Origin of the sequence: Streptococcus oralis, assembly GCF_023109315.1 — a bacterium.
Taxonomy (GTDB): domain Bacteria; phylum Bacillota; class Bacilli; order Lactobacillales; family Streptococcaceae; genus Streptococcus; species Streptococcus oralis_BS.
Genome location: NZ_JALDUF010000001.1, coordinates 14,480 through 41,424 on the forward strand (window position 1 = coordinate 14,480; position 26,945 = coordinate 41,424).

Consider the following 26,945-nt stretch of genomic DNA (forward strand, 5'->3'; position numbering starts at 1 on the left):
TCTTTTTCTGCACTATACTAGAAGACAAATGCCTCACCGGTAGACAAAAACAAGGTAATGAATGAGAAGTATAAATGAAAAATTATCAAGAATGGTATCGAAATATCAGCTCCAGGCTCACCAGCCATCCCACCCTTCTATTTCTGTTACGCAGTTTTAATCGCTTGATGACAGTCGCCATGCCCTTGGTCTATCTGATCTTGCTAGTCACCACTTACCTGCAACTAGGATTGGGTCAGCAAGTTGGGGTTTATGTGCTTATCCCTGCATCAGGTTTTGTGATTTTGTCTCTTTTTCGTAAGAAAATCAACCACCCGCGACCTTATGAAACTTGGGACATCAGTCCTCTGCTTGAAAAAGATAGCTCGGGACAGTCGATGCCCAGTCGCCATGTTTTTTCGGCAACTATCATCTCCATGGCCTGTCTGCATGCTAGTCTACCTGTTGGCTTAGCATGCTTGCTCTTCTCAGCTTTGCTGGGCTTGGTGAGGGTTTTAGGTGGTGTGCATTATCCAAAGGACGTCTTGGTTGGCTATGTCTGCGGTCTGTTGTGGGGATTCCTTTTCTTCCTATTCTGACATGTAAGTTAGGCTGGTCCTACAACCACTTACTGCTTCATATAGACCACTTGCTTTTTTGCCCTTGTATTCCTATCTTAGCTTTGATATAGTAGAGTCAGAAAGGAGATGTGATGAAGTTACGAATTGAGATTGACGACAACTTAGAGGAGACTGAAATTGTCATCAAGACCCCCGCTTTGACAGATGAAATTGCAGACTTGCAACGACTTTTGCAAGAGTCAAAGGCTCCGAGGTTGACTTTTTACAAGGGGACAGGTGAATATTATCTAGACCTGTCAGAAATTCTCTTCTTTGAAACAGAAGGAAGCAAGATCTACGCTCATAACCAGAAGGAAGCCTATGAAGTTCGCCTCAAGCTCTATGAGTTGGAGTCCATCTTACCTCGCTATTTTAGTCGAGTTTCCAAGTCAACGATAGCAAACATCCGTCAGATTTACTCAGTGGACAAGTCCTTTTCAGGAACGGGCACCATTTCCTTTTATCAGACGCACAAGGAGGTTCATGTCTCACGACATTACCAGTCCCTCCTAAAAGAAAATCTAAGAAACATGAGGTAAAAGACATGAAAAAGAAAGCATTTGGTATTGTTTTATTGGTTTTAGCAGCCTGGATCTTGCTGCAAGGAAATTTTGGCATTCCTTCTTTGGATGGTAAAATATGGCCTTTGATTGGTATCGTCTTTTTTGCTTACCAATCAATTGAAGCTTTGCTTCGTCGTCATCTAACATCAGCAGTTTTTACCGCTCTAGTAGCCTTAATGATTGCGAATCATTTTTATAACATTTTTCCTATTCCAAACCAGTCTTTGTTTTGGGCTAGTATCTTAGCAGTGCTAGGAGTTGGCTATCTCACTCACTCAAGTAAGTTTTGGTATGGCAAAAAATGGTGGTACAACGGTGAACGAACAGTCGTCACGGATAAGGAAGTCGCTTTTGGTAGTGGGACCTTCTATAAGCAAGATCAAGATCTTGTAGATGACCAAGTTGAAGTTGCTTTTGGAGATGCAAAAATCTACTATGATAATGCAGAGATGTTAGGTGATTTTGCAACTTTAAATATTGAAGTGGCCTTCGGGAATGCAACTGTCTATGTTCCACAACACTGGCGTGTCGATTTGAAAGTAGAAACCTCCTTTGGTGCAGCTAAGGCAGATGCTCCTGTAGCGCCAACAAACAAAACCCTGATTATCCGTGGGGAAGTTGCTTTTGGTAAACTTGGAGTTGTTTACGTTAAATAAAAAAAGTCTCCTAATTTCCTTGCCAAAATAGAGAAAGTGTGATAACATAGTACGGTATGTGGTGCTAGCACATCCGCTATATTAGATCTAATAGGAGGAAAACACAATGGCTAAAGTATGTTACTTTACAGGTCGTAAGACTGTATCAGGAAACAACCGTTCACACGCGATGAACCAAACAAAACGTGCCGTAAAACCAAACCTTCAAAAAGTTACTGTTCTTATCGATGGTAAACCTAAAAAAGTTTGGGCTTCAGCTCGTGCTTTGAAATCAGGTAAAGTTGAACGCGTTTAATAAAAATGAAAAGACCGCTTAGGTCTTTTTCTTTTGCTCTAAGGATAAAATCATTTGAAAAATAGAGCAAATATCCGCCGATACAGCATTCTGCTTTTACACTTGGGCTGAAATATGATAAAATAGAGTATCAACTAGTTGAGGTAAAAAAAATGACTGTAAAAATTAATACAAAAGATGGTCAAATCGAACTGACAGATGAAGTGATTGCAACCGTAGTAGGTGGTGCCGCAACTGAGATTTTTGGTGTGGTCGGTATGGCTAGTAAAAATGCCCTCAAAGACAATTTCCAAGCCCTTCTTGGTAAGGAAAATTATTCTAAGGGTGTTGTCGTGAAGGCAGCCGAAGATGGTAGCATCGCAGTTGATGTTTATACCGTGTTGAGTTACGGAATAAAGATAAGCGAAGTGTCAAAAAACATTCAAGAGCGTGTTCGTTTTAGTCTAGAAAATCAACTAGGAATTACTGCTCAGACTGTGAATGTCTACATTCAAAATATCAAAGTTGTAGGAGAATAATCGTGTCAAAAATTACTACCAGTTTATTCCAAGAGATGGTGCAGGCTGCATCAACTCGTTTGAATAAGCAAGCAGAATATGTCAATTCATTGAACGTCTTTCCAGTTCCAGATGGAGATACTGGGACAAACATGGGAATGACCATTGAAAATGGTGCGAAAGAAGTAGCAGACAAGCCTGCTTCTACAGTTGGAGAAGTAGCGAGCATTCTTGCCAAAGGGCTCTTGATGGGGGCGCGTGGGAACTCAGGGGTTATCACTTCTCAGCTCTTCCGTGGCTTCTCCCAAGCTATCAAGGGAAAGGATGAATTAACAGGTCAAGACTTGGCTCTTGCCTTCCAATCTGGTGTCGAAGTAGCTTATAAAGCGGTTATGAAACCAGTTGAAGGAACTATTTTGACTGTTTCTCGCGGAGCAGCTATTGGGGCTAAGAAAAAAGCCGAGGAGACAGATGATGCTGTTGAGGTCATGCGTGCAGCCTTGGAAGGCGCAAAAGCAGCTTTGGCTAAGACACCAGAAATGCTTCCAGTCCTTAAGGAAGTTGGTGTGGTAGACTCAGGTGGTCAAGGTTTGGTCTTCATCTACGAAGGATTCCTTTCAGCTCTTACTGGTGAATACAGTGCTTCTGAAGACTTTGTAGCGACTCCTGCTAACATGAGTGAAATGATCAATGCAGAGCACCACAAGTCTGTAGCAGGGCATGTGGCAACTGAGGATATTACCTTCGGTTACTGTACAGAGATCATGGTAGCCCTCAAACAAGGTCCAACTTATTCTAAGGACTTTGACTACGATGAATTCCGTAACTACTTGAATGAACTCGGAGACTCGCTCCTTGTTGTCAATGATGATGAAATCGTCAAAGTTCACGTCCATACAGAAGATCCAGGTCTTGTCATGCAAGAAGGTCTCAAATATGGTAGCTTGATTAAGGTAAAAGTGGACAACATGCGTAACCAACACGAAGCGCAAGTTGAAAAAGAAGCAACTCAAGGAAACAAGCCTGCTGAAACAAAAGAGTATGCCCTTATCGCAGTAGTAGCTGGTCAAGGTTTAGCAGATATCTTCCGTGCCCAAGGTGTGGATTATGTCATCGAAGGTGGTCAGACAATGAACCCTTCAACAGAAGACTTTATCAAGGCTGTTGAACAGGTCAATGCTCGCAACATTATCTTCTTGCCAAACAACAAAAATATCTTTATGGCAGCTCAGTCTGCGGCTGAAGTGCTTGAACAACCTGCTGTTGTGGTAGAAGCACGTACAATTCCTCAAGGTTTGACCAGTCTTCTTGCCTTTGATCCAAGCAAATCAATCGAAGAAAACAAAGAACGCATGACTGCAGCCCTTGGTGATGTCATCAGCGGTAGTGTAACAACTGCCGTTCGCGATACAACTATCGATGGATTAGCAATTCATGAAAATGACAATCTTGGTATGGTAGATGGGAAAATCCTTGTATCAAATCCTGACATGCACCAAACCTTGACAGAAACATTGAAACATATGTTGGACGAGGACAGTGAAATCGTGACTTTCTATGTCGGTGAAGACGGAAGCGAAGAACTTGCCAATGAAATTGCCCAAGAAATCGCAGAAGAATTTGAAGATGTTGAAGTAGAGATTCACCAAGGTCAACAACCTGTATATCCATATCTTTTCAGTGTGGAATAAAATTTAATAGATAAAAAAGAAAGTTGATTTTACAGCTTTCTTTTTTTATGACATTTGTCATATTTCCTAGTGACAGAAGCATCTAGCTCCGCCAACTTCAAAAGTCTATAATTGAAGTATGAAATGGAGGAAGAAGAAATGAAAAATAAAATGATTATCGCAGTGAGTTTAGTAGCAGCAGGAGTTATGACCTATCTCATGTTTTCAGGATTGGACGAGGGTTTCTATCATTTTCCTTGGGAGCTCTTTGCTGGCTTTGGAATGATGTCTTGGCTTGTCAGAGAAGGTTTGAAATTGGTCAGAGATGTGAAAAAGGAGTTTGAGGAATGAAAAAAACAATCATCTATCTCTTTATCGGCCTGTCACTCTTGGTATGGTTAGTGGAAATGTGTACTGGTTGGTTTGACCAAACCTTGCTTCGCCAATTCATTCGTGGTGCTTGGGGTTTTGGATTTATGATTTTCGTTGTTTTCCCTATGGGAATGAAGTGGTTGAAAGGAGAATCTCATGGCTGTGATTAAAGTTGAGAAATTGAGTAAGAAAATAAAAGACAGGGAGATCTTGCGGAACATCTCCTTTGAAATCAACGATGGTGAGTGTGTCGCCTTGATCGGGCCTAACGGAGCAGGAAAAACAACCTTGATTGATTGCCTCTTGGGCGATAAGTTCATGAGCTCAGGTCAGATAGCCATTCAAGGGTTTGTACCAACAGATCCTCGATTAAAGCAGCTTATTTCTGTCTTGCCTCAAGAAAATGCAGTTGTCCAAAGCTTGAAAGTGAAAGAACTTCTATCATTTTTTAAGTCACTTTATCCCGACAGCCTTTCAGACAAAGAAATTGATGACTTGCTGAGATTCTCGGATAAGCAGAAAAATCAGCTAGCGGGCAAGTTGTCTGGTGGGCAAAAACGCTTGTTCTCTTTTGTGTTGGCACTAATAGGTCGTCCGAAAATTTTATTTTTAGATGAGCCGACTGCTGCAATGGATACCTCGACACGTCAGCATTTTTGGGAAATTGTCAATCAGTTAAAGAAAAATGGTGTGACTATTGTCTATTCTTCCCACTATATCGAAGAGGTGGAGCATACGGCTGACCGCATTTTGGTTCTCCACAAGGGAGAATTGATTCGCGATACGACGCCTTATGCCATGCGTGGTGAAGAACAAGAAAAGCATTTTACGGTACCTCTAACTTATCAGGAAGTTATCAGCACTTTGAACCAGGTTCAAGAGATTGAAATCAAGCAAAATGCACTTTCCTTCACAACCAAAGAAGCCAGCCAGGTATGGGAAGTCTTGCAAGAACAGGGCTGCACGATCGAAGAAATTGAAGTTCGCAATCGAACTCTCTTAGACAGCATCTTCGAAACGACTCAAGACTAAAGGAGATTGACGATGAAAAATATGACAAGTCTCATGAAAGTGGAAATCATTCTGATGAAACGGCAAGCCGTCTACTACTTGCTTTCCATCGGACTTCCAAGTGTGTTTTACCTTATATTTTCTGGTATGATGTCAGGGTCAGATATTCCAGAGATCGCTCTTCAAGCCTATCTTTTTGCCATGACGCTCTTTAGTATCATGTCAAGCGCCTTTTTCAGCATTCCTAGCACACTCGAGTCTGATAAGACAAACAACTGGCAAAAATTGATTCAACATTCTCCCGTATCTATGGTAGAATATTATGTATCAAAACTGTTCAGTACTCTACTGACTTTCTTGTTATCAATTATAGTTGTCTTTTCAGTTGGTCATTTTGTCCGTGGAGTGACTCTGCCTTGGCTTGATTGGTTGGTGATTGGAGTTATGTTGCTGGTCGGAAGTGTGGTCTTTATCAGTATGGGGGTCTTGGTGAGCTTGCTTCCCAGTGCTCAATTGATGACGGTTATTGGAAATATTGCCTATATTGCTTTGGCTGTCCTAGGTGGACTCTGGTTCCCTTTGAGTTCCTTCCCAGAATGGCTCCAATCTATTGGAAAACTGACTCCAACCTATCAACTGATGCAGGTCGTCTCTACTTATTTGGAGCACCATGAGTTGAATATTCTTTCTGCCTTGGTTGTACTAGGCTATACAGTGTTCTTTAGTGTACTGGTAATCCAGCTTAAAAAACGGATTGAGGTAAAATAAATCTATGTTGGAAAAATTTAAAAACACTCATTATATGTTTCATATTTCAACAGTGTTTATCATCTTTCCTATAGCGGGTGTCATCGTTGGAGAGTACCCGCTTTTAACCTTGTTATGGACCCTACTATTTGTCCTAGCTTTCTATTCGGTTTTAGTCAGTCAGAATCGCACCGTGCAGTGGCTAGCTTGGTGGATCATGCTTGCTTACATTTTTTACAGTTCCGTTTGGCTGAATGGGAGCTTCGCTTGGTTTATCTTTTATTTATCAAACCTCCTTATTTACCAACTGGATGAGATTTCTTTTCACTCTTGGCGTTTTGTCAGCTTTATTGTCTTACAACCGCTGATTTTGACAGGGATTTATATGGTCGATCAAGTTAGTCCCTGGCAACTGCTCTTTTTCTTGGTGACCTTTGTCTTTTCTGATGCCTTGACTTTTGGTCTCTATCGAATTCGGATGGCAGAAGAGCTAAAAGAAGAAAAGAGAAAACAAAATGCAAAGCTCAATCTCTTCTTGGCTGAAAATGAACGCAGTCGTATCGGCCAGGATCTCCATGACAGTCTAGGCCATACTTTTGCTATGTTGAGTGTGAAGACGGATCTTGCCCTCCAGCTTCTTCAAATGGAGGCCTATCCTCAAGTGGAAAAAGAATTAAAAGAAATTCATCAGATCAGTAAAGAATCCATGAACGAAGTTCGTACCATCATTGAAAATCTCAAAACCAGAACACTTGCCTCCGAGTTTGCGACTGTTAAAAAAATGCTGGAAATTGCTGGAATTGAAACGGAAGTCAATCACCAACTAGATACTGCTAGCCTAACTCAGGAATTGGAGTCAACAGCTTCCATGATTTTGCTTGAATTGGTGACCAATATCATCAAACATGCCAAAGCATCCAAAGCCTACTTAAAATTAGAACGAACAGAGAAAGAACTTATTCTAACAGTGAGAGATGATGGCTGTGGCTTTGCTTCTCTAAAAGGAGATGAACTTCATACAGTCTGCGATCGTGTCCTTCCTTTTTCAGGAGAAGTAAAGATAATCAGTCAGAAACATCCAACTGAAGTGCAGGTTCGACTACCTTATAAGGAGAGAAACTAAGATGAAACTACTTGTTGCAGAAGATCAAAGTATGTTGCGAGATGCTATGTGCCAGTTGCTTACCTTTCAACCAGATGTAGATTCTGTCCTACAAGCCAAGGATGGCCAAGAGGCAATCCAACTCCTAGAAAAAGAGTCTGTGGATATCACCATTCTTGACGTAGAAATGCCTGTTAAGACGGGCCTTGAAGTCTTGGAGTGGATACGAGCAGAAAAGTTAGAAACTAAGGTAGTCGTCGTGACGACCTTCAAACGCCCCGGCTATTTTGAACGTGCGGTCAAGGCTGGAGTGGATGCTTATGTCTTAAAAGAAAGAAGCATTGCAGATCTCATGCAAACCTTGCACACTGTTCTCGAAGGACGCAAGGAATATTCGCCTGAATTGATGGAAGTGGTGATGACACATCCCAATCCGTTAACAGAGCAAGAAATCGCCGTTTTAAAGGGAATCGCTCAGGGCTTGTCTAACCAAGAAATCGCAGATCAGCTTTATCTATCAAATGGAACCGTCCGAAACTATGTCACCAATATTCTTTCGAAACTAGAAGCTAGTAATCGAACAGAGGCAGCCAACATAGCAAAAGAATCTGGTTGGCTTTGATAAGAAGGGTTAAAAAATTCCGAAATGACAACTTGAATCAAAGGGAAACCATACTAGAAAGGAGGAGGCAAATTGCCTCCTTTTCTGGTTTAGAAAAGCGGTGAAAGCTAGTGTCAAAGAGTTAAAAGATCAGAATAAAAATAAAAAATATCTTGACAATGAAGGATAAATTGTGTTACAATAATAGACGGTACTTTTTACTTTTGGTCTCTCAAAAGTGTACAGGGACGTGCTGACAAATGTTGCAAAAGTACACACAGATGGTAGCTGTCACCAAGTGTATCATCACCAAAAATAAAAAAACACAGGAGAATGTAGATGCCTACAATTAACCAATTGGTTCGCAAACCGCGTAAATCAAAAGTAGAAAAATCTAAATCACCAGCTTTGAACGTTGGTTACAACAGTCATAAAAAAGTTCAAACAAACGTTTCTTCACCACAAAAACGTGGTGTTGCAACTCGTGTGGGAACAATGACACCTAAAAAACCTAACTCTGCCCTTCGTAAATTCGCTCGTGTACGTTTGAGCAACCTTATCGAAGTTACTGCCTACATCCCAGGTATCGGACACAACTTGCAAGAACACAGCGTGGTGCTTCTTCGTGGTGGACGTGTAAAAGACCTTCCAGGGGTACGTTACCATATCGTCCGTGGTGCACTTGATACTGCAGGTGTTAACGATCGTAAACAAGGCCGTTCTAAATACGGTACTAAACGTCCAAAAGCATAAGGAAAGGGGATAAAGAGAAATGAGTCGTAAAAATAGAGCTCCAAAACGTGACGTATTGCCAGATCCGCTTTACAATTCACAACTAGTTACTCGTCTTATCAACCGCGTTATGCTTGATGGTAAACGTGGTACAGCTGCTTCAATCGTTTACGGTGCTTTTGAGCAAATCAAAGAAGCTACTGGTAACGATGCACTTGAAGTATTTGAAACAGCTATGGAAAACATCATGCCTGTACTTGAAGTACGTGCACGTCGTGTTGGTGGATCTAACTACCAAGTCCCAGTTGAAGTTCGTCCAGAACGTCGTACAACACTTGGACTTCGTTGGTTGGTAACCATCGCTCGCCTTCGTGGTGAACACACAATGCAAGACCGTCTTGCGAAAGAAATCTTGGATGCTGCGAACAACACTGGTGCAGCAGTTAAGAAACGTGAAGACACTCACCGTATGGCTGAAGCTAACCGTGCCTTCGCACACTTCCGTTGGTAATAAAATGATACTAAGAGCGGTAAAGGCCCAAGGCAAAAATAGGAAACTGATGCAGTGTTCCGTGAACACAAAGCAGTTTATCTTTTTTGCACCGGGCCTCGCTCGGGTTCAAATCAGCTAACTTGAGCTTTTAGCCCGAGTTCAATTCAACTTGTCTACAAGTTGAAACCAACAAAAACAAGATAAACATTGAGAACGGGTAGGTCCTGCCTATCCGTTTTTATTAAAATCGTGTTATAATAGAATAGAAATCAAAAATAAATAGGAGAAACAAACCTCATGGCACGCGAATTTTCACTTGAAAAAACTCGTAATATCGGTATCATGGCTCACGTCGATGCCGGTAAAACAACAACTACTGAGCGTATTCTTTACTACACTGGTAAAATCCACAAAATCGGTGAAACTCACGAAGGTGCGTCACAAATGGACTGGATGGAGCAAGAGCAAGAACGTGGTATCACTATCACATCTGCTGCGACAACAGCTCAATGGAACAACCACCGCGTAAACATCATCGACACACCAGGGCACGTGGACTTCACAATCGAAGTACAACGTTCTCTTCGTGTATTGGACGGTGCGGTTACCGTTCTTGACTCACAATCAGGTGTTGAGCCTCAAACTGAAACAGTTTGGCGTCAAGCAACTGAGTACGGAGTTCCACGTATCGTATTTGCCAACAAGATGGACAAAATCGGTGCTGACTTCCTTTACTCAGTAAGCACACTTCATGACCGTCTTCAAGCAAATGCACACCCAATCCAATTGCCAATCGGTGCTGAAGATGATTTCCGTGGTATCATCGACTTGATCAAGATGAAAGCTGAAATCTATACAAACGATCTTGGTACAGATATCCTTGAAGAGGATATTCCAGCTGAATATCTTGAACAAGCACAAGAATACCGTGAAAAATTGATCGAAGCAGTTGCTGAAACTGATGAAGATTTGATGATGAAATACCTCGAAGGTGAAGAAATCACTAACGAAGAATTGAAAGCGGGTATCCGTAAAGCTACTATCAATGTTGAATTCTTCCCAGTATTGTGTGGTTCTGCCTTCAAAAACAAAGGTGTTCAATTGATGCTTGATGCGGTTATCGACTACCTTCCAAGCCCACTTGACATCCCAGCAATCAAAGGTGTTAACCCAGATACAGATGAAGAAGAAACTCGTCCAGCATCTGATGAAGAGCCATTTGCAGCTCTTGCCTTCAAGATCATGACAGACCCATTCGTAGGTCGTTTGACATTCTTCCGTGTTTACTCAGGTGTTCTTCAATCAGGTTCATACGTATTGAATACTTCTAAAGGTAAACGTGAACGTATCGGACGTATCCTTCAAATGCACGCTAACAGCCGTAAAGAAATCGACACTGTTTACTCAGGTGATATCGCTGCTGCCGTTGGTTTGAAAGATACGACAACTGGTGACTCATTGACTGATGAAAAAGCTAAAATCATCCTTGAATCAATCGACGTTCCAGAACCAGTTATCCAATTGATGGTTGAGCCAAAATCTAAAGCAGACCAAGACAAGATGGGTATCGCTCTTCAAAAATTGGCTGAAGAAGATCCAACATTCCGCGTTGAAACAAACGTTGAAACTGGTGAAACAGTTATCTCTGGTATGGGTGAGCTTCACCTTGACGTCCTTGTTGACCGTATGCGTCGTGAGTTTAAAGTTGAAGCGAACGTAGGTGCTCCTCAAGTATCTTACCGTGAAACATTCCGCGCTTCTACTCAAGCACGTGGATTCTTCAAACGTCAGTCTGGTGGTAAAGGTCAATTCGGTGATGTATGGATTGAATTTACTCCAAACGAAGAAGGTAAAGGATTCGAATTCGAAAACGCAATCGTCGGTGGTGTGGTTCCTCGTGAATTTATCCCAGCGGTTGAAAAAGGTCTTGTAGAAGCAATGGCTAACGGTGTTCTTGCAGGTTACCCAATTGTTGACGTTAAAGCTAAACTTTACGATGGTTCATACCACGATGTCGACTCATCTGAAACTGCCTTCAAGATTGCTGCATCTCTTGCACTTAAAGAAGCTGCTAAGACTGCACAACCAGCTATCCTTGAACCAATGATGCTTGTAACAATCACTGTTCCAGAAGAAAACCTTGGTGATGTTATGGGTCACGTAACTGCTCGTCGTGGACGTGTAGATGGTATGGAAGCACACGGTAACAGCCAAATTGTTCGTGCTTACGTTCCACTTGCTGAAATGTTCGGTTACGCAACAGTTCTTCGTTCTGCATCTCAAGGACGTGGTACATTCATGATGGTATTTGACCACTATGAAGATGTACCTAAGTCAGTACAAGAAGAAATCATTAAGAAAAACAAAGGTGAAGAATAATCTGTCTTCGCAATAGAAGGAAGTCACTTGGTGGCTTCCTTTTTTATTACCTTTATTGCACGCATATCTGCTGAATATATTATGGAAATTTAGGAATTAAATGAAAATCTTGCCAACTTCCATCCCATGTACGAAGAAATTAGACTGATTTAATAAATGAAAGCAAGGGAAAGTTCCTTATTTTGATGATATGCTAATAAAAATGATAAAAAAGTTCATAAATACACTTTTAGATAGAAAATTCAGAAAATTGCTTCTTTTGTCTTGAAAATTTTTGAAAAAATGGTATGATAGTAACAAGCTATTTTTAAGAGAAGAGAAAGGGGAACAATGGAGAAAATCAGTTTAGAATCTCCTAAGACGGGGTCGGACCTAGTTTTGGAAACACTTCGCGACTTAGGAATTGATACCATATTTGGCTATCCTGGTGGTGCAGTCTTGCCTTTGTATGATGCGATATATAATTTTAAAGGCATTCGCCACATTTTAGGACGCCATGAGCAAGGTTGTTTGCACGAAGCTGAAGGATATGCCAAATCAACTGGAAAGTTGGGTGTTGCTGTCGTCACGAGTGGACCGGGAGCTACAAATGCCATTACAGGGATTGCAGATGCCATGAGCGATAGCGTTCCCCTTTTGGTCTTTACGGGCCAGGTGGCGCGAGCAGGGATTGGGAAGGATGCCTTTCAGGAGGCGGATATCGTGGGAATTACCATGCCAATCACTAAGTACAATTACCAAGTTCGTGAGACGGCAGATATTCCTCGCATCATTACGGAAGCTGTTCATATCGCAACGACAGGTCGTCCAGGGCCTGTCGTGATTGACCTACCAAAAGACGTATCTGCCTTAGAGACAGATTTCATCTATTCACCCGAAGTGAATTTGCCAAGCTATCAGCCGACTCTGGAGCCAAATGACATGCAAATCAAGAAGATCTTGAAGCAATTGTCAAAAGCCAAGAAACCTGTTTTATTAGCAGGTGGTGGAGTTAGTTATGCAGAAGCAGCTACAGAACTCAATGAGTTTGCAGAACGCTACCAAATTCCAGTCGTGACCAGTCTTTTAGGACAAGGTACGATTGCAACGAGTCATCCGCTCTTCCTAGGAATGGGGGGCATGCACGGGTCTTTCGCAGCCAACATTGCAATGACGGAAGCCGACTTTATGATTAGTATTGGTTGCCGCTTCGATGACCGCTTGACTGGAAATCCTAAGACCTTTGCGAAGAATGCTAAGGTTGCCCACATTGATATTGACCCAGCTGAGATTGGCAAGATTATCAGAGCAGATATTCCTGTGGTGGGCGATGCTAAGAAAGCCTTGCAGATGCTTTTAGCAGAACCAACTGTTCATAATAATACTGAAAAGTGGATTGAAAAAGTTACCAAGGACAAGAATCGAGTTCGTTCTTATGATAAGAAAGAACGTGTGGTTCAACCTCAAGCCGTTATTGAACGCATTGGTGAGTTGACGAATGGGGATGCCATTGTTGTAACTGACGTTGGTCAACACCAAATGTGGACGGCTCAGTATTATCCTTACCAGAATGAGCGCCAGTTAGTCACTTCAGGTGGTTTGGGTACCATGGGATTCGGAGTTCCTGCAGCTATCGGAGCTAAGATTGCCAATCCGGAAAAAGAAGTTATCCTTTTTGTCGGTGATGGTGGTTTCCAAATGACCAACCAAGAGCTAGCAATCCTAAACATCTACAAGGTACCGATTAAGGTTGTCATGTTGAATAACCACTCACTAGGAATGGTTCGTCAGTGGCAGGAATCCTTCTATGAGGGTAGAACTTCCGAGTCAGTCTTTGATACACTTCCTGACTTCCAGCTGATGGCACAGGCTTACGGCATCAAAAACTATAAATTTGATAATCCGGAGACGCTAGAGAAGGATCTAGAAGTCATTCTGGAGGATGTGCCCATGTTTATCGAGGTGGATATTTCTCGTAAGGAACAGGTTTTACCGATGGTACCAGCTGGTAAGAGCAATCATGAGATGTTGGGGGTGAAGTTCCATGCGTAGAATGTTAACAGCAAAACTACAAAATCGTTCGGGAGTCCTCAATCGCTTTACAGGTGTCCTTTCTCGTCGTCAGGTCAACATTGAAAGTATTTCAGTTGGTGCGACAGAGAATCCTGATGTATCACGGATTACCATCATTATCGATGTAGCTTCACACGATGAAGTAGAGCAAATTATCAAGCAACTCAATCGTCAGATTGATGTGATTCGCATTCGAGATATCACAGATAAACCACACTTGGAAAGAGAAGTTATCTTGGTGAAGGTATCTGCTCCTGCTGAAAAGCGTGCAGAAATCTTGGCCATTATCCAACCTTTCCGTGCAACGGTAGTAGATGTGGCTCCAAGCTCCATCACTATTCAGATGACTGGAAATGCTGAAAAGAGTGAAGCTTTATTGCGAGTGATTCGACCATATGGTATCAAAAATATCGCTCGTACGGGTGCAACTGGATTTACCCGCGACTAATACTCTTTGATTTTCATTGACTATAAAATCCAGCATAAATTTGTTAAACCAGCCTAAAAGGCAATAAATAATAGAAAAGAGAGAAAAACTATGGCAGTTCAAATGGAATACGAAAAAGATGTTAAAGTAGCAGCGCTTGACGGTAAAAAAATCGCCGTAATCGGTTATGGTTCACAAGGACATGCGCATGCGCAAAACTTGCGTGATTCAGGTCGTGATGTCATTATCGGTGTACGTCCAGGTAAATCTTTTGACAAAGCAAAAGAAGATGGTTTTGACACTTATACAGTGGCAGAAGCAACTAAATTGGCTGACGTTATCATGATCTTGGCACCAGACGAAATCCAACAAGAATTGTATGAAGCAGAAATCGCTCCAAACTTGGAAGCTGGAAATGCAGTTGGATTTGCCCATGGTTTTAACATCCACTTTGAATTTATCAAAGTTCCTGCAGATGTAGATGTCTTCATGTGTGCTCCTAAAGGACCAGGACACTTGGTACGTCGTACTTACGAAGAAGGTTTTGGTGTTCCAGCTCTTTATGCAGTATACCAAGACGCTACAGGAAATGCGAAAAATATTGCTATGGACTGGTGTAAAGGTGTTGGAGCAGCTCGTGTTGGTTTGCTTGAAACAACTTACAAAGAAGAAACTGAAGAAGATTTGTTTGGTGAACAAGCCGTACTTTGTGGTGGTTTGACTGCCCTTATCGAAGCAGGTTTTGAAGTCTTGACAGAAGCAGGATACGCCCCAGAATTGGCTTACTTTGAAGTTCTTCACGAAATGAAATTGATCGTTGACTTGATCTACGAAGGTGGATTCAAGAAAATGCGTCAATCTATTTCAAACACTGCGGAATACGGTGACTATGTATCAGGTCCACGTGTGATTACTGAGCAAGTTAAAGAAAACATGAAAGCTGTCTTGGCAGATATCCAAAATGGTAAATTTGCAAATGACTTTGTAAATGACTACAAGGCTGGACGTCCAAAATTGACTGCTTACCGTGAACAAGCAGCTAACCTTGAAATTGAAAAAGTTGGTGCTGAATTGCGTAAAGCAATGCCATTCGTTGGTAAAAATGACGACGACGCATTCAAAATCTACAACTAATTCTTGTGAAGAAAAACAGAAGGCGAGTTGGGGGTACCTAACTCGCTTTTTATCTTAAACAGTATTTGAGGAGGAGACAATGCTAAGTGCAAAAGACGTGGTGAAAGCCCACAAAGTATTGAGTGGTGTAGTAGTCAATACTCCACTTGATTATGATCATTATTTATCAGAGAAGTATGGTGCCAAGATTTATTTGAAGAAGGAAAATGCCCAGCGTGTTCGTTCTTTTAAAATTCGTGGAGCCTATTATGCTATTTCTCAACTATCAAAAGAAGAACGTGAGCGTGGTGTAGTCTGTGCCTCTGCAGGAAATCACGCTCAAGGCGTCGCCTATACTTGTAATGAGATGAAGATTCCTGCAACCATCTTTATGCCCATCACAACACCGCAACAAAAGATTGGACAGGTCCGCTTTTTTGGTGGAGACTTTGTGACCATTAAACTAGTTGGAGATACCTTTGATGCCTCAGCTAAAGCAGCTCAAGAATTTACAGTTTCTGAAAGCCGCACCTTTATTGATCCCTTTGATGATGCTCATGTCCAAGCAGGTCAAGGGACTGTCGCTTATGAAATTCTTGAAGAAGCTCGTAAAGAGTCTATCAATTTTGATACAGTACTTGTACCAGTAGGCGGTGGCGGACTGATTGCAGGGGTTTCGACCTATATCAAAGAAACCAATCCCGCTATCGAAGTAATTGGTGTAGAAGCCAATGGTGCCCGTTCGATGAAGGCGGCCTTTGAGGCGGGAGGTCCAGTTAAACTCAAAGAAATTGATAAGTTTGCTGATGGGATAGCTGTACAGAAGGTTGGACAATTAACCTATGAAGCGACCCGTCAGAATGTTGAAACGCTGATTGGGGTGGACGAGGGCTTGATTTCTGAAACCTTGATTGATCTTTATTCCAAACAAGGAATTGTAGCAGAACCAGCTGGGGCTGCTAGTGTTGCAGCCTTGGAAGTTTTATCAGACTATATCAAAGGAAAGACGATTTGTTGTATCATTTCTGGGGGAAATAACGATATCAACCGTATGCCAGAGATGGAAGAACGTGCCTTGATTTACGATGGAATCAAGCATTACTTTGTAGTGAATTTCCCACAGCGTCCTGGAGCTCTACGAGAGTTTGTAAATGACATTTTGGGGCCAAATGATGACATCACTCGTTTTGAATATATCAAACGAGCAAGCAAGGGGACAGGTCCTGTCTTGATTGGGGTAGCTCTTGCCAATAAGCATGATTATGCTGGATTGATTCATCGAATGGAAAAGTTCGACCCGTCTTATATTAATTTGAATGGAAATGAAACATTGTATAACATGTTAGTTTAAACTAAAATAAAATTATTATCATATTATTTGCGTAATGATAACGATGGTGTTATAATGAGGGTGATGAAAGGGGGAGATTCCCATGGTTTTACAAATTTTACTTGTTGTATTGATTTTAGTGGTGATTGCATCGGTGATTATAGTTAGTTCTGTGTATGTGGTACGACAACAATCTGTCGCTATTATAGAACGCTTTGGTAAATACCAAAAGTTGAGCAATAGTGGTATTCATTTGCGGGCTCCCTTTGGGATTGATAGAATTGCAGCAAGAGTACAACTACGCTTGTTGCAGAGTGAAATCGTTGTAGAGACAAAGACGCAAGATAATGTATTTGTAACGATGAATGTGGCAACTCAGTATCGAGTGAATGAAAACAATGTCACAGATGCCTATTATAAATTGATGCGTCCAGAAGCCCAAATCAAATCCTATATTGAAGATGCTTTGCGCTCATCTGTACCAAAGTTAACCCTAGATGAGTTGTTTGAGAAGAAGGATGAAATCGCCTTAGAAGTTCAAAAACAAGTGGCAGAAGAAATGTCTACGTATGGGTATATCATTGTCAAAACGCTGATTACTAAGGTTGAACCTGATGCTGAAGTAAAACAATCAATGAATGAAATTAACGCGGCCCAACGTAAGAGAGTTGCGGCGCAAGAACTTGCTGAAGCAGATAAGATTAAGATTGTGACCGCAGCAGAAGCAGAAGCAGAAAAAGATCGCCTACATGGTGTAGGGATTGCAGAACAGCGTAAAGCGATTGTTGACGGACTGGCTGATTCTATCAAAGAGTTAAAGGGAGCTAATGTTGAGCTGACTGAAGAACAAATCATGTCTATCCTATTAACGAACCAGTATTTAGATACGTTGAATAATTTTGCGGATAAAGAGGGTAATAATACAATCTTCCTACCAGCAAATCCTAATGGAGTTGAGGATATAAGAACTCATATATTGTCGGCTTTAAAAGCCAAATAAAAATATGCAGAATAATATAGTTGTGACGAATATATGTTTTTTTATTGACAGATGAAATAAAAACGTATACAATTAAGAATTGTAAAGAATAATTCAGGAGAAGAACATGGTTAAGTCAAACTTTGAAAAGGTAGAAGCAGTTGTTGGCTGGGTTCGTGATAAGAAGATCACAGGTTACCGTATCTCTAAAGAAACGAATGCGCGTGAAATGTCTATCATTGCTCTAGCACAAGGACGCGCAAAAGTTAAAAATATTTCATTTGAAACAGCTCTTAGTTTAATCGATTTCTATGAAAAAAATCATGAAAAATTTGAAGATTGAACTGTGGTTACAGGCAGATTCCTGAATCGAGTCTGCCTTTTCTTTACAATTACAAACTAAAAAGACTGCATTCTTTATGCAGTCTTTATTTATTAATTGAGATAACGCTGAAGGAATTCTTTTGTCCGTTCTTCTTTAGGGTTCGTGAAGAGTTCTTCAGGTTTACCTTCTTCTGCAATGATTCCCTTGTCCATGAAGATGACACGATGGGAAACATCGCGAGCAAATTCCATTTCGTGGGTTACAACAATCATGGTCAAGCCTTCTTGAGCTAGGTCCTGCATAATTTTGAGGACTTCCCCGACCATTTCGGGGTCAAGGGCAGATGTAGGTTCGTCAAAGAGAATGGCGTCAGGATTCATGGAGAGTGCACGAGCGATAGCTACACGTTGCTTTTGTCCACCTGAAAGTTGTTTAGGCTTGGCTTGCCAGTAACGTTCTCCCATACCAACTTTTTCGAGATTCTCTTTGGCAATTTTTTCAGCTTCAGAGTGGTCGCGTTTGAGTACTGTCGTTTGGGCAACGATGGTATTTTCGAGGACATTCAGATTTTCAAAGAGATTGAAAGATTGGAAAACCATACCGAGCTTTTCACGATAATGGGTGAGGTTATAGCCTTTTTCCAGAACATTTTCTCCGCGATAGAGAATCTCTCCCCCTGTAGGTGTTTCGAGTAAATTGATTGAACGAAGGAAGGTTGATTTTCCGCTTCCCGAGCTTCCGATGATGGAAATAACCTCTCCTTTATGGACGGTGAGAGAAATGTCTTTTAGCACTTCGTTTTGCCCATAGGATTTTTTTAGGTGTTTGATTTCAAGGATTGGTTGTGTCATTTTTTCAAATCCCCCGTTTGCATTTGGTTAGCACCTGTAGTGTAAGTGTCCATGTCCATATAGCGTTCGATAAAACGTAGGATACGGGTCACAGTGAAGGTGAGGACAAAGTAAATCACTGCAATGATGGTAAAGGTCTGGAAGTATTGATAGGTTTGCGTCGCTACAGTATTTCCTGAGAAATAAAGCTCGACAACTGAAATAACGTTCAATACAGAGGTATCTTTGATATTGATGACAAACTCATTACCAGTAGCAGGTAGAATATTACGGACAACCTGAGGAAGGACAATCTTACGCATGGTTTGATTGTGGGTCATACCAAGAGCAGTTGCAGCTTCGAACTGCCCCTTGTCAACTGCTAGAATACCGCCACGAACGATTTCTGTCATATAGGCACCCGTGTTGATTGAGACGATAAAGATAGCAGCCAGTGTCCGGTCGAGATTGATACCGAAAGCTTGAGCAGTCCCATAGTAGATAACCATGGATTGAACAATCATCGGTGTACCACGGAAGATTTCAATATAGACATTGAGAATCCAACCGACTAGTTTTTGTAGGCTGTAAATGGCTTTGTTTTCAGAGAGAGGAGCCGTACGGAAGACACCAATGGCAAGACCGATAATGAGACCTACGATAGTTCCGATGATTGAGATTAAAAGAGTGATACCAGCACCACGCAAGAGCTGTTGCCAGTTTTCAGAAAGAATTTTAGCAACTTGGCTGAAGAAATTACTGCTACTTTCTTCAGTTGTTGTGGCTTCGGCAGGTTGCTCCTGAATCATACGATCCATGAGGGCTACTTGCTCATCCTTAGAGATGGTTTCAATACTCGCATTGATTTGGCTGATACGACTGTCATCTTTACGAAGTCCAATGGCGATAGCTGTATCTTCTTCGCCAGTTTTGAAACCTGGTTGGGGTTGGATCATTTTGAACTTAGCGTTAGCAGACTCAGCGGTCATTGCTTCAGGTCGTTCAGAAACATAGGCATCAATAACACCAGCCTCCAAAGCTTGACGCATCTGAGCGAAGTCCCCCATAGCTGTTTCTTTTTTGGCACCTGGAATTTGAGAAATCAAATCATAAAGGTAAACACCTTGTTGAGAAGTGATTTTTGCTCCGCTAAAATCTTCCAAAGATTTGGCATTTGCATAGGCAGAGTCCTTTTTGACCAATAGAACTGGCTCGCTAGTATAGTAACTGCTTGAAAAAGCAATTTCTTGTTTACGTTCAGCGGTTGGGCTCATACCAGCAATGATCATATCGATTTTGCCAGAAGTAAGGGCTGGAACAAGTCCTTCCCACTTGGTTTTCACGACCAAAGGTTCCTTACCTAGATCTTTGGCAATTTTTTTAGCGATTTGAACATCGTAGCCGTTGGCATATTGGTTGGTACCGTCGATTTTGACAGCACCATTACTATCGTCGTCTTGGGTCCAGTTGAAGGGAGCGTAAGCTGCCTCCATCCCGATGCGTAAATATTCGTCGGCTTGGACTTGGCTAACCAGTCCTAATGTAAGGGCTAGGCTAGCAAGAATAGATAAGCATAATTTTTTCATGTTTTCTCCTATTTCTAGTCTAAAAATGACTTCTCTCTATTGTATCTAAAAATGGTGAGATTTTCAATACAAGTAAGCCTTTACTTATAAAAAATGATATAATGGTGAAAAGATTGAAAGGGAATCGATTATGAAAAAAAGATGGCTGGTGACTTTGGTATTTGCTTGTTTATTATTTATACCGAGCTTAGTTTTTGCAGTAGACTTTGATATTTTATCCTATCAGGGAGATTTGAATATTCATGCAGATAATACTGCGATTTTTAAGGAAACAATCACCTACCGTTTTGGAGATGATTATAATGGCCAGCTAGTTGGACTAGGAAAAGCTGGGAAAATGCCAGAAGGATTTGACATTGATCCGGACCCGACCGTTCAAGTGTCTAAAAATGGGCAAATTATTCAAAATGTTTCCTTCTATACTATGGAGGAAGAGGACGGCTACAAGGTAAAAATTTACAATGCTGGATATGCCGGAGATACTGTTCGGGTGACGGTCATCTGGAAACTATCAAATCTTCTCTTCTTATACAAGGATATCGCTGAGCTAAATTGGCAGCCTTTGACAGATAGTTCAGAACCTATCGAAAATTTTGAGTTTCGGGTAAAGGGCTTTAATGGAGCTGAAAAACTTTTCTTTCATACAGGGAAACTCTTTACAGAGGGCAAAGTAGAGAAGATAGATGGTGGTTATCGTGTTTATTTACAGAACCTACCTCGTCAGCGTGGAGTTGAATTGCATGCCTATTGGCCTAGAAAAGATTTTGAAACAGCTTTGAATCAGGGACTGAAAGGTAATCGTTTAGCAGAATTTGAAAAAATAGAGGAGTCCATTACTGCTGAAAAAGCTCAGAGCAAAGATCTGGTTACGTGGATTATCCCTTTCCTACTCTCGCTTTCTTTAGTCTTTAGTGTTATTTTCTACTGCATTTACAGAAGAAAAACCTCTCCATCGAAGAAATATGCCAAAAATCACCGTCTCTATGAACCGCCAATGAACTTAGAACCGATGGTTTTATCGGAAGCTGTTTACTCCACTTCTTTAGAGGAAGTCAGCCCCTTGACCAAGGGAGGAGGGAAGTTCACCTTTGACCAACTCGTTCAGGCAACCTTGTTGGATGTGATTGACCGTGGAAATGTTTCGATCATCTCAAATGGAGATGAGGTCCGTCTAAAAGTCGTAAAAGAAAAAGGATTGGCAAGTTTTGAAAAGGATTGCCTTAATTTGGCCTTTTCAGGAAGAGAAGAAGTGCTTGTTTCAGATTTGTTTGCAGATTACCAAGTGTCAACTAGTCTTTACCAAGGTGCAAAAGCAGCTGATGAAAAACGAATTCAGAAAACGGGACGTAAGCTTAAGTCTTCTTTCGAGCAAGCTCTGAAGCAGATGCAGGATGGGGTGAGAAAGCGGGTTTCTTCTTTGCAACTTCCAGATTATTATCGTCCACTGAGTAATGGGGAAAAAATCCTGCGATTGACGATAGGTGTCTCTACGCTTCTACCTGCTTTCGTTGGTTTTGGCTGGTTCTTGTATAGTTTGGATGCTCACGGGTATCTTTCCCTGCCACTTCCTATCCTTGGGTTTGTGAGCTTGATGTTAGCTGCCGTCTATTATTGGACAACCCGATTTGATACTCGTGATGGTGTTTTAAACGAAGAAGGACTAGAAGCGTACTATCTCTGGACTAGTTTTGAAAACATGCTTCGCGATATCGCCCATCTAGACAAGGCAGCATTAGAAAGTATTGTTGTTTGGAATCGTCTCCTTGTTTATGCTACTTTATTTGGTTATGCGGACAAGGTGAGCCATTTGATGAGATCTTATCAGATTCAAGTCGAGAACCCAGATATCAATCTTTATGTAGCTTATGGCTGGCACAGTATGTTTTACCATTCAACTGCTCAAATGAGCCACTATGCTAGTATTGCAAATACAGCAAGCAATTACTCCGTCTCTTCTGGAAGTGGTTCTTCAGGTGGAGGATTCTCAGGAGGCGGAGGCGGTGGTAGCATCGGTGCTTTCTAAAAAATCTATCGCAGAATCCGAAATTATGCTATAATAGAAGACAGAAAAAGGAGTAATACATGTATCTTATTGAAATTTTGAAGTCGATCTTTTTTGGGATTGTTGAAGGAATTACAGAATGGTTGCCCATTTCAAGTACGGGTCACTTGATCTTGGTTGAAGAATTTGTACAATACAAGGACCAAAATGAAGCCTTCATGTCCATGTTTAATGTTGTCATTCAGCTCGGTGCTATCTTAGCGGTTATGGTCATTTACTTTAACAAGCTCAATCCTTTCAAACCTGGTAAAACTAAGGTCGAAGTCCGTCGAACTTGGCAATTGTGGTCAAAAGTCTTCGTTGCAACCTTGCCTTTGCTATTGGTTTTTAAATTAGATGATTGGTTTGATGCCAACTTCCATAACATGGTTTCGGTTGCGATCATGTTGATTATCTATGGGGTTGCCTTTATCTATCTTGAAAAACGAAACAAGGCGCAAGCCATTGAACCAACAGTAACAGAGTTAGACAAGTTGCCTTATAAAACAGCCCTTTACATTGGGCTCTTCCAAGTCCTCGCTCTCTTTCCAGGAACGAGCCGTTCAGGTGCAACTATCGTTGGTGGTTTGTTGAATGGAACGAGTCGCTCTGTCGTAACAGAGTTTACCTTCTATCTCGGAATTCCTGTTATGTTTGGGGCTAGTGCTTTAAAGATTTTTAAATTTATAAAAGCAGGTCAACTTTTGAGTTTTGGACAACTATTCCTGCTTTTGGTTGCTATGGGTGTTGCCTTCGCGGTCAGCATGGTTGCTATTCGCTTCTTGACTGGCTATGTGAAGAAGCACGACTTTACCCTCTTTGGTAAATACCGTATCGTACTCGGTAGTGTCTTGTTGCTCTATAGTTTTGTGCGTTTATTTGTATAAGAAAAAGCTTGAGGGAATCTTCCTTCAAGCTTTTTAAAATCCTGTTACTGTGACTCCTAGCAAACGAATGCCTTTTTCTTTTTCAGCTAGTTCCTCGTAGAGTTGAAGGGCAGTTTGAGAAATCTGACTAGCATCCTGTGTTGCTTGTGGGAGGCTTTTTCGTCTAGTTAGAGTAGAGAAGTCAGCATATCGTATTTTTAGGATAATGATTTTTCCAGCTTTGCCTTGTTGGCTGAGATTGTGAGCTACCTTTTCTGAGAGAAGAGTCAGCTCTTTTTTGATGTCTTCTTCTACTTGCAGGATTTTTCCGTAGGTTTTTTCCTTGCCAATGGACTTGCGAATACGATTGGCCTTGACCGGTGAATTATGAATGCCCCTAGCCTTTCGATAAAGATCAAAACCAAGTCTACCAAACCGATCGATTAAAGTGACTTCTGAGACGTCCAATAAGTCTTCACCAGTATAAATGCCCATTTCATGAAGCCGTTCAACTGTTTTTTTGCCCACACCGTGAAATTTAGCAATGTCCATTTGTTTGAGAAAATCCTCAGCCTGATCTGGGAGGATGACTGTTAAACCATGTGGTTTTTGATAGTCACTAGCCATTTTAGCTAAGAATTTGTTATAAGAGACGCCTGCAGAAGCAGTCAGATGTAGCTCCTGCCAGATATCTTGTTGGATGAGGCGGGCTATTTTGACAGCTGACTTGATACCGAGTTTATTTTCCGTTACATCCAAGTATGCCTCGTCAATACTCATAGGTTCAATCAAATCAGTGTAGCGTTTAAAAATAGCACGAATCTCAAGTCCCACAGTCTTATACTTTTCATAATTTCCTGAGATAAAGATAGCTTGGGGACAGCGCTCATAAGCTTCTTTAGAGCTCATGGCTGAATGAACACCAAAAGCTCGCGCCTCATAGCTACAGGTAGAAACGACACCACGTCCACCTGTTTGTCTGGGGTCACTCCCGATGATGACAGGTTTGCCCTTTAACTTAGGATTATCTCTGATTTCCACCGCAGCAAAAAAGGCATCCATGTCGATATGGATGATTTTTCTAGACAAATCATTAATCAATGGAAATATGAGCATTTAGCTTCCTTTCTAGCCGTATTTTCTTTCTCATTATACCGTTTTTTCTGAAAAAATGGAAAAGAGTAGTCTAACTTTCAAAAATATAATACAGATAATATCAAAAAACAGCCTGTATTATAAAAGAAAGCGCTAAAAAGGCTGTTTTCTCCTTGTTGAAATCGGTTACTGTGTGGTATACTTGACTTATGAATGTAACAGATAGTTGTTACTAGAAAGAAAAATGAGGACATTAACATGGTTGTTAAGACAGTTGTTGAAGCACAAGATATTTTTGATAAAGCTTGGGAAGGCTTCAAAGGCGTAGATTGGAAAGAAAAAGCAAGTATTTCTCGCTTCGTTCAAGCTAACTATACACCTTACGATGGAGATGAAAGTTTCCTTGCTGGACCAACAGAACGTTCACTTCACATCAAAAAAATCGTAGAAGAAACAAAAGCACATTACGAAGAAACTCGTTTCCCAATGGACACTCGTCCAACATCTATTGCTGATATTCCTGCTGGATTTATCGACAAAGAAAACGAATTGATCTTCGGTATCCAAAACGATGAACTCTTCAAATTGAACTTCATGCCAAAAGGTGGTATCCGTATGGCTGAAACTACTTTGAAAGAAAATGGATACGAACCAGATCCAGCTGTTCACGAAATCTTCACAAAATACGTAACAACAGTTAACGACGGTATTTTCCGTGCTTACACTTCAAACATCCGTCGTGCTCGTCACGCTCACACTGTAACTGGTCTTCCAGATGCCTACTCTCGTGGACGTATCATTGGTGTTTACGCACGTCTTGCTCTTTACGGTGCAGATTATTTGATGCAAGAAAAAGTAAACGACTGGAATGCAATTAAAGAGATTGATGAAGAAACAATCCGTCTTCGCGAAGAAGTAAACCTTCAATACCAAGCATTGCAACAAGTTGTTCGCTTGGGTGACCTTTACGGTGTTGACGTTCGCAAACCAGCGATGAACGTCAAAGAAGCTATCCAATGGGTGAACATCGCCTTCATGGCTGTCTGCCGTGTTATCAACGGTGCTGCAACATCTCTAGGACGTGTGCCAATCGTACTCGATATCTTTGCAGAACGTGACCTTGCTCGTGGTACATTTACTGAATCAGAAATTCAAGAATTCGTTGATGATTTCGTTATGAAACTTCGTACAGTTAAATTTGCTCGTACAAAAGCTTATGACCAATTGTACTCAGGTGATCCAACCTTCATCACAACTTCTATGGCTGGTATGGGTAACGACGGTCGTCACCGTGTTACTAAGATGGACTACCGTTTCTTGAACACTCTTGACAATATCGGTAACTCTCCAGAACCAAACTTGACAGTTCTTTGGACTGACAAATTGCCTTATAGCTTCCGTCGTTACTGTATGCACATGAGCCACAAACACTCTTCAATCCAATATGAAGGTGTTACAACAATGGCTAAAGACGGATACGGTGAAATGAGCTGTATCTCATGTTGTGTATCTCCACTTGACCCAGAAAATGAAGAACAACGTCACAACATCCAGTACTTCGGTGCTCGTGTTAACGTATTGAAAGCCCTTCTTACTGGTTTGAACGGTGGTTACGACGATGTTCACAAAGACTACAAGGTATTTGACATCGAACCAATCCGTGACGAAGTTCTTGAATTCGAATCAGTTAGAGCTAACTTTGAAAAATCTCTTGACTGGTTGACTGACACTTACGTAGATGCTTTGAACATCATCCACTACATGACTGATAAGTACAACTACGAAGCTGTTCAAATGGCCTTCTTGCCAACTAAACAACGTGCAAACATGGGATTCGGTATCTGTGGATTTTCCAACACTGTTGATACATTGTCAGCAATCAAATACGCTACAGTTAAACCAATCCGTGACGAAAATGGCTACATCTACGATTACGAAACAATCGGTGAATACCCACGTTGGGGTGAAGATGATCCACGCTCAAACGAATTGGCAGAATGGTTGATCGAAGCTTACACAACTCGTCTACGTAGCCACAAACTCTACAAGAACGCAGAAGCCACAGTATCACTTTTGACCATCACATCTAACGTTGCTTACTCTAAACAAACTGGTAACTCACCAGTCCACAAAGGCGTATACCTCAACGAAGATGGTTCTGTGAACTTGTCTAAACTTGAGTTCTTCTCACCAGGTGCTAACCCATCTAACAAAGCTAAAGGTGGATGGTTGCAAAACTTGAACTCACTTGCTAGCCTAGACTTTGGTTACGCAGCTGACGGTATCTCATTGACAACTCAAGTTTCTCCACGTGCTCTTGGTAAAACTCGTGACGAACAAGTGGACAACTTGGTAACAATCCTTGATGGTTACTTCGAAAACGGTGGACAACACTGTAACTTGAACGTAATGGACTTGAAAGATGTTTATGACAAGATTATGAATGGCGAAGATGTCATCGTTCGTATCTCAGGATACTGTGTAAATACTAAATACCTTACTCCAGAACAAAAAACTGAATTAACACAACGTGTCTTCCACGAAGTTCTTTCAATGGATGATGCATTGAGCTAATATTCAATTA

Annotated in this window: 27 protein-coding genes; 24 read left to right on the forward strand and 3 right to left on the reverse strand. The window is 41.3% G+C overall.

Features of this window, described 5'->3' with window-relative positions:
* The first annotated feature begins 74 nt into the window (after positions 1-74).
* The 21 genes from M1F74_RS00080 to M1F74_RS00180 all read left to right on the forward strand — a co-directional run bounded on the left by M1F74_RS00080 (position 75) and on the right by M1F74_RS00180 (position 17,961).
* Entirely contained in the window at positions 75-578 is a 504-nt protein-coding gene (locus M1F74_RS00080; RefSeq protein WP_247945939.1) for a phosphatase PAP2 family protein, read from the forward strand.
* A gap of 113 nt (positions 579-691) precedes the next feature.
* A complete protein-coding gene (locus tag M1F74_RS00085) occupies positions 692-1,138 on the forward strand; it encodes a LytTR family DNA-binding domain-containing protein (protein ID WP_247945940.1) in 447 nt (148 codons plus the stop codon).
* Between the two features lie 5 nt (positions 1,139-1,143).
* Positions 1,144-1,818 (forward strand): LiaF transmembrane domain-containing protein, encoded by a 675-nt coding sequence (locus M1F74_RS00090; protein WP_247945941.1) that lies wholly within the window; start codon positions 1,144-1,146, stop codon positions 1,816-1,818.
* A gap of 106 nt (positions 1,819-1,924) precedes the next feature.
* Complete coding sequence (gene rpmB / locus M1F74_RS00095) at positions 1,925-2,113, forward strand: 50S ribosomal protein L28 (RefSeq protein WP_001140948.1); 189 nt, start codon at positions 1,925-1,927, stop codon at positions 2,111-2,113.
* A gap of 152 nt (positions 2,114-2,265) precedes the next feature.
* Complete coding sequence (locus M1F74_RS00100; RefSeq protein WP_000216435.1) at positions 2,266-2,631, forward strand: Asp23/Gls24 family envelope stress response protein; 366 nt, start codon at positions 2,266-2,268, stop codon at positions 2,629-2,631.
* A 2-nt stretch (positions 2,632-2,633) separates the two neighbouring features.
* Positions 2,634-4,301: a DAK2 domain-containing protein gene (locus tag M1F74_RS00105; RefSeq protein WP_084910516.1), complete on the forward strand. Its 1,668-nt coding sequence runs from the start codon at positions 2,634-2,636 to the stop codon at positions 4,299-4,301.
* A gap of 123 nt (positions 4,302-4,424) precedes the next feature.
* Positions 4,425-4,631, forward strand: coding sequence for a hypothetical protein (locus M1F74_RS00110; RefSeq protein WP_057488782.1), 207 nt, complete (start codon positions 4,425-4,427; stop codon positions 4,629-4,631).
* Positions 4,628-4,822: a hypothetical protein gene (locus M1F74_RS00115; protein ID WP_247945942.1), complete on the forward strand. Its 195-nt coding sequence runs from the start codon at positions 4,628-4,630 to the stop codon at positions 4,820-4,822. Before M1F74_RS00110 ends, M1F74_RS00115 begins: the two co-directional genes overlap by 4 nt.
* Positions 4,809-5,684 (forward strand): ABC transporter ATP-binding protein, encoded by an 876-nt coding sequence (locus M1F74_RS00120; protein WP_247945943.1) that lies wholly within the window; start codon positions 4,809-4,811, stop codon positions 5,682-5,684. Before M1F74_RS00115 ends, M1F74_RS00120 begins: the two co-directional genes overlap by 14 nt.
* A 12-nt stretch (positions 5,685-5,696) precedes the next feature.
* A complete protein-coding gene (locus M1F74_RS00125; RefSeq protein WP_247945944.1) occupies positions 5,697-6,431 on the forward strand; it encodes an ABC transporter permease in 735 nt (244 codons plus the stop codon).
* 4 nt (positions 6,432-6,435) lie between these two features.
* Positions 6,436-7,533 (forward strand): sensor histidine kinase, encoded by a 1,098-nt coding sequence (locus tag M1F74_RS00130; protein WP_247945945.1) that lies wholly within the window; start codon positions 6,436-6,438, stop codon positions 7,531-7,533.
* A 1-nt stretch (position 7,534) separates the two neighbouring features.
* Complete coding sequence (locus tag M1F74_RS00135; RefSeq protein WP_247945946.1) at positions 7,535-8,134, forward strand: response regulator transcription factor; 600 nt, start codon at positions 7,535-7,537, stop codon at positions 8,132-8,134.
* A 318-nt stretch (positions 8,135-8,452) separates the two neighbouring features.
* Entirely contained in the window at positions 8,453-8,866 is a 414-nt protein-coding gene (gene rpsL, locus M1F74_RS00140) for a 30S ribosomal protein S12 (protein ID WP_001142332.1), read from the forward strand.
* A gap of 19 nt (positions 8,867-8,885) precedes the next feature.
* Positions 8,886-9,356, forward strand: a complete 471-nt coding sequence (gene rpsG / locus M1F74_RS00145; protein WP_000087873.1) for a 30S ribosomal protein S7 — start codon at positions 8,886-8,888, stop codon at positions 9,354-9,356.
* Positions 9,357-9,635: 279 nt separating this feature from the next.
* Entirely contained in the window at positions 9,636-11,717 is a 2,082-nt protein-coding gene (fusA, locus tag M1F74_RS00150) for an elongation factor G (protein WP_000090342.1), read from the forward strand.
* 330 nt (positions 11,718-12,047) lie between these two features.
* Positions 12,048-13,748, forward strand: coding sequence for an acetolactate synthase large subunit (locus tag M1F74_RS00155; protein WP_045617707.1), 1,701 nt, complete (start codon positions 12,048-12,050; stop codon positions 13,746-13,748).
* The gene (ilvN, locus tag M1F74_RS00160; RefSeq protein ID WP_001253806.1) at positions 13,741-14,217 is read left to right on the forward strand and encodes an acetolactate synthase small subunit; all 477 of its coding nucleotides are present in this window, start codon (positions 13,741-13,743) and stop codon (positions 14,215-14,217) included. The genes M1F74_RS00155 and ilvN overlap by 8 nt, the downstream gene beginning before the upstream one ends.
* A 90-nt stretch (positions 14,218-14,307) precedes the next feature.
* A complete protein-coding gene (ilvC, locus tag M1F74_RS00165; RefSeq protein WP_000290683.1) occupies positions 14,308-15,330 on the forward strand; it encodes a ketol-acid reductoisomerase in 1,023 nt (340 codons plus the stop codon).
* Positions 15,331-15,409: 79 nt separating this feature from the next.
* The gene (gene ilvA, locus M1F74_RS00170; protein ID WP_247945947.1) at positions 15,410-16,660 is read left to right on the forward strand and encodes a threonine ammonia-lyase IlvA; all 1,251 of its coding nucleotides are present in this window, start codon (positions 15,410-15,412) and stop codon (positions 16,658-16,660) included.
* Between the two features lie 82 nt (positions 16,661-16,742).
* Positions 16,743-17,639, forward strand: a complete 897-nt coding sequence (locus M1F74_RS00175; protein ID WP_000244066.1) for an SPFH domain-containing protein — start codon at positions 16,743-16,745, stop codon at positions 17,637-17,639.
* A 106-nt stretch (positions 17,640-17,745) separates the two neighbouring features.
* On the forward strand, positions 17,746-17,961 hold the full coding sequence (locus M1F74_RS00180; protein ID WP_000241003.1) for a hypothetical protein: 216 nt from the start codon (positions 17,746-17,748) through the stop codon (positions 17,959-17,961).
* A gap of 92 nt (positions 17,962-18,053) precedes the next feature.
* Here M1F74_RS00180 and M1F74_RS00185 read toward each other — a convergent pair whose 3' ends face one another.
* Positions 18,054-18,794, reverse strand: a complete 741-nt coding sequence (locus M1F74_RS00185; protein ID WP_000193353.1) for an amino acid ABC transporter ATP-binding protein — start codon at positions 18,792-18,794, stop codon at positions 18,054-18,056.
* Entirely contained in the window at positions 18,791-20,359 is a 1,569-nt protein-coding gene (locus tag M1F74_RS00190) for an ABC transporter substrate-binding protein/permease (RefSeq protein WP_247945948.1), read from the reverse strand. The genes M1F74_RS00185 and M1F74_RS00190 overlap by 4 nt, the downstream gene beginning before the upstream one ends.
* A 130-nt stretch (positions 20,360-20,489) precedes the next feature.
* Between M1F74_RS00190 and M1F74_RS00195 the strand changes: the two genes are divergently transcribed.
* Together M1F74_RS00195 and M1F74_RS00200 are read left to right on the forward strand one after the other, a co-directional pair.
* Positions 20,490-22,382 (forward strand): DUF2207 domain-containing protein, encoded by a 1,893-nt coding sequence (locus M1F74_RS00195; RefSeq protein ID WP_247945949.1) that lies wholly within the window; start codon positions 20,490-20,492, stop codon positions 22,380-22,382.
* Between the two features lie 59 nt (positions 22,383-22,441).
* Entirely contained in the window at positions 22,442-23,287 is an 846-nt protein-coding gene (locus M1F74_RS00200) for an undecaprenyl-diphosphate phosphatase (protein WP_247945950.1), read from the forward strand.
* Between the two features lie 33 nt (positions 23,288-23,320).
* Here the strand turns inward: M1F74_RS00200 and dinB are convergent, their stop codons facing one another.
* Complete coding sequence (gene dinB / locus M1F74_RS00205; protein WP_061588726.1) at positions 23,321-24,382, reverse strand: DNA polymerase IV; 1,062 nt, start codon at positions 24,380-24,382, stop codon at positions 23,321-23,323.
* 237 nt (positions 24,383-24,619) lie between these two features.
* On the opposite strand from dinB, the gene pflB reads away from it, so the two are divergent.
* Positions 24,620-26,935 carry a formate C-acetyltransferase gene (gene pflB / locus M1F74_RS00210; RefSeq protein ID WP_247945951.1) on the forward strand — a complete coding sequence of 772 codons (2,316 nt, stop codon included), beginning with the start codon at positions 24,620-24,622 and terminating at the stop codon, positions 26,933-26,935.
* The last annotated feature ends 10 nt before the right edge of the window (positions 26,936-26,945 follow it).

Bases quoted from the DNA above. Each gene is read 5' to 3' on its own strand.
- M1F74_RS00080 (WP_247945939.1), top strand. From the start codon at position 75: ATGAAAAATTATCAAGAATGGTATCGAAATATCAGCTCCAGGCTCACC.
- M1F74_RS00085 (WP_247945940.1), top strand. From the start codon at position 692: ATGAAGTTACGAATTGAGATTGACGACAACTTAGAGGAGACTGAAATT.
- M1F74_RS00090 (WP_247945941.1), top strand. From the start codon at position 1,144: ATGAAAAAGAAAGCATTTGGTATTGTTTTATTGGTTTTAGCAGCCTGG.
- rpmB (WP_001140948.1), top strand. From the start codon at position 1,925: ATGGCTAAAGTATGTTACTTTACAGGTCGTAAGACTGTATCAGGAAAC.
- M1F74_RS00100 (WP_000216435.1), top strand. From the start codon at position 2,266: ATGACTGTAAAAATTAATACAAAAGATGGTCAAATCGAACTGACAGAT.
- M1F74_RS00110 (WP_057488782.1), top strand. From the start codon at position 4,425: ATGGAGGAAGAAGAAATGAAAAATAAAATGATTATCGCAGTGAGTTTA.
- M1F74_RS00115 (WP_247945942.1), top strand. From the start codon at position 4,628: ATGAAAAAAACAATCATCTATCTCTTTATCGGCCTGTCACTCTTGGTA.
- M1F74_RS00120 (WP_247945943.1), top strand. From the start codon at position 4,809: ATGGCTGTGATTAAAGTTGAGAAATTGAGTAAGAAAATAAAAGACAGG.
- M1F74_RS00125 (WP_247945944.1), top strand. From the start codon at position 5,697: ATGAAAAATATGACAAGTCTCATGAAAGTGGAAATCATTCTGATGAAA.
- M1F74_RS00130 (WP_247945945.1), top strand. From the start codon at position 6,436: ATGTTGGAAAAATTTAAAAACACTCATTATATGTTTCATATTTCAACA.
- M1F74_RS00135 (WP_247945946.1), top strand. From the start codon at position 7,535: ATGAAACTACTTGTTGCAGAAGATCAAAGTATGTTGCGAGATGCTATG.
- rpsL (WP_001142332.1), top strand. From the start codon at position 8,453: ATGCCTACAATTAACCAATTGGTTCGCAAACCGCGTAAATCAAAAGTA.
- rpsG (WP_000087873.1), top strand. From the start codon at position 8,886: ATGAGTCGTAAAAATAGAGCTCCAAAACGTGACGTATTGCCAGATCCG.
- fusA (WP_000090342.1), top strand. From the start codon at position 9,636: ATGGCACGCGAATTTTCACTTGAAAAAACTCGTAATATCGGTATCATG.
- M1F74_RS00155 (WP_045617707.1), top strand. From the start codon at position 12,048: ATGGAGAAAATCAGTTTAGAATCTCCTAAGACGGGGTCGGACCTAGTT.
- ilvN (WP_001253806.1), top strand. From the start codon at position 13,741: ATGCGTAGAATGTTAACAGCAAAACTACAAAATCGTTCGGGAGTCCTC.
- ilvC (WP_000290683.1), top strand. From the start codon at position 14,308: ATGGCAGTTCAAATGGAATACGAAAAAGATGTTAAAGTAGCAGCGCTT.
- ilvA (WP_247945947.1), top strand. From the start codon at position 15,410: ATGCTAAGTGCAAAAGACGTGGTGAAAGCCCACAAAGTATTGAGTGGT.
- M1F74_RS00175 (WP_000244066.1), top strand. From the start codon at position 16,743: ATGGTTTTACAAATTTTACTTGTTGTATTGATTTTAGTGGTGATTGCA.
- M1F74_RS00180 (WP_000241003.1), top strand. From the start codon at position 17,746: ATGGTTAAGTCAAACTTTGAAAAGGTAGAAGCAGTTGTTGGCTGGGTT.
- M1F74_RS00185 (WP_000193353.1), bottom strand. From the start codon at position 18,794: ATGACACAACCAATCCTTGAAATCAAACACCTAAAAAAATCCTATGGG.
- M1F74_RS00190 (WP_247945948.1), bottom strand. From the start codon at position 20,359: ATGAAAAAATTATGCTTATCTATTCTTGCTAGCCTAGCCCTTACATTA.
- M1F74_RS00195 (WP_247945949.1), top strand. From the start codon at position 20,490: ATGAAAAAAAGATGGCTGGTGACTTTGGTATTTGCTTGTTTATTATTT.
- M1F74_RS00200 (WP_247945950.1), top strand. From the start codon at position 22,442: ATGTATCTTATTGAAATTTTGAAGTCGATCTTTTTTGGGATTGTTGAA.
- dinB (WP_061588726.1), bottom strand. From the start codon at position 24,382: ATGCTCATATTTCCATTGATTAATGATTTGTCTAGAAAAATCATCCAT.
- pflB (WP_247945951.1), top strand. From the start codon at position 24,620: ATGGTTGTTAAGACAGTTGTTGAAGCACAAGATATTTTTGATAAAGCT.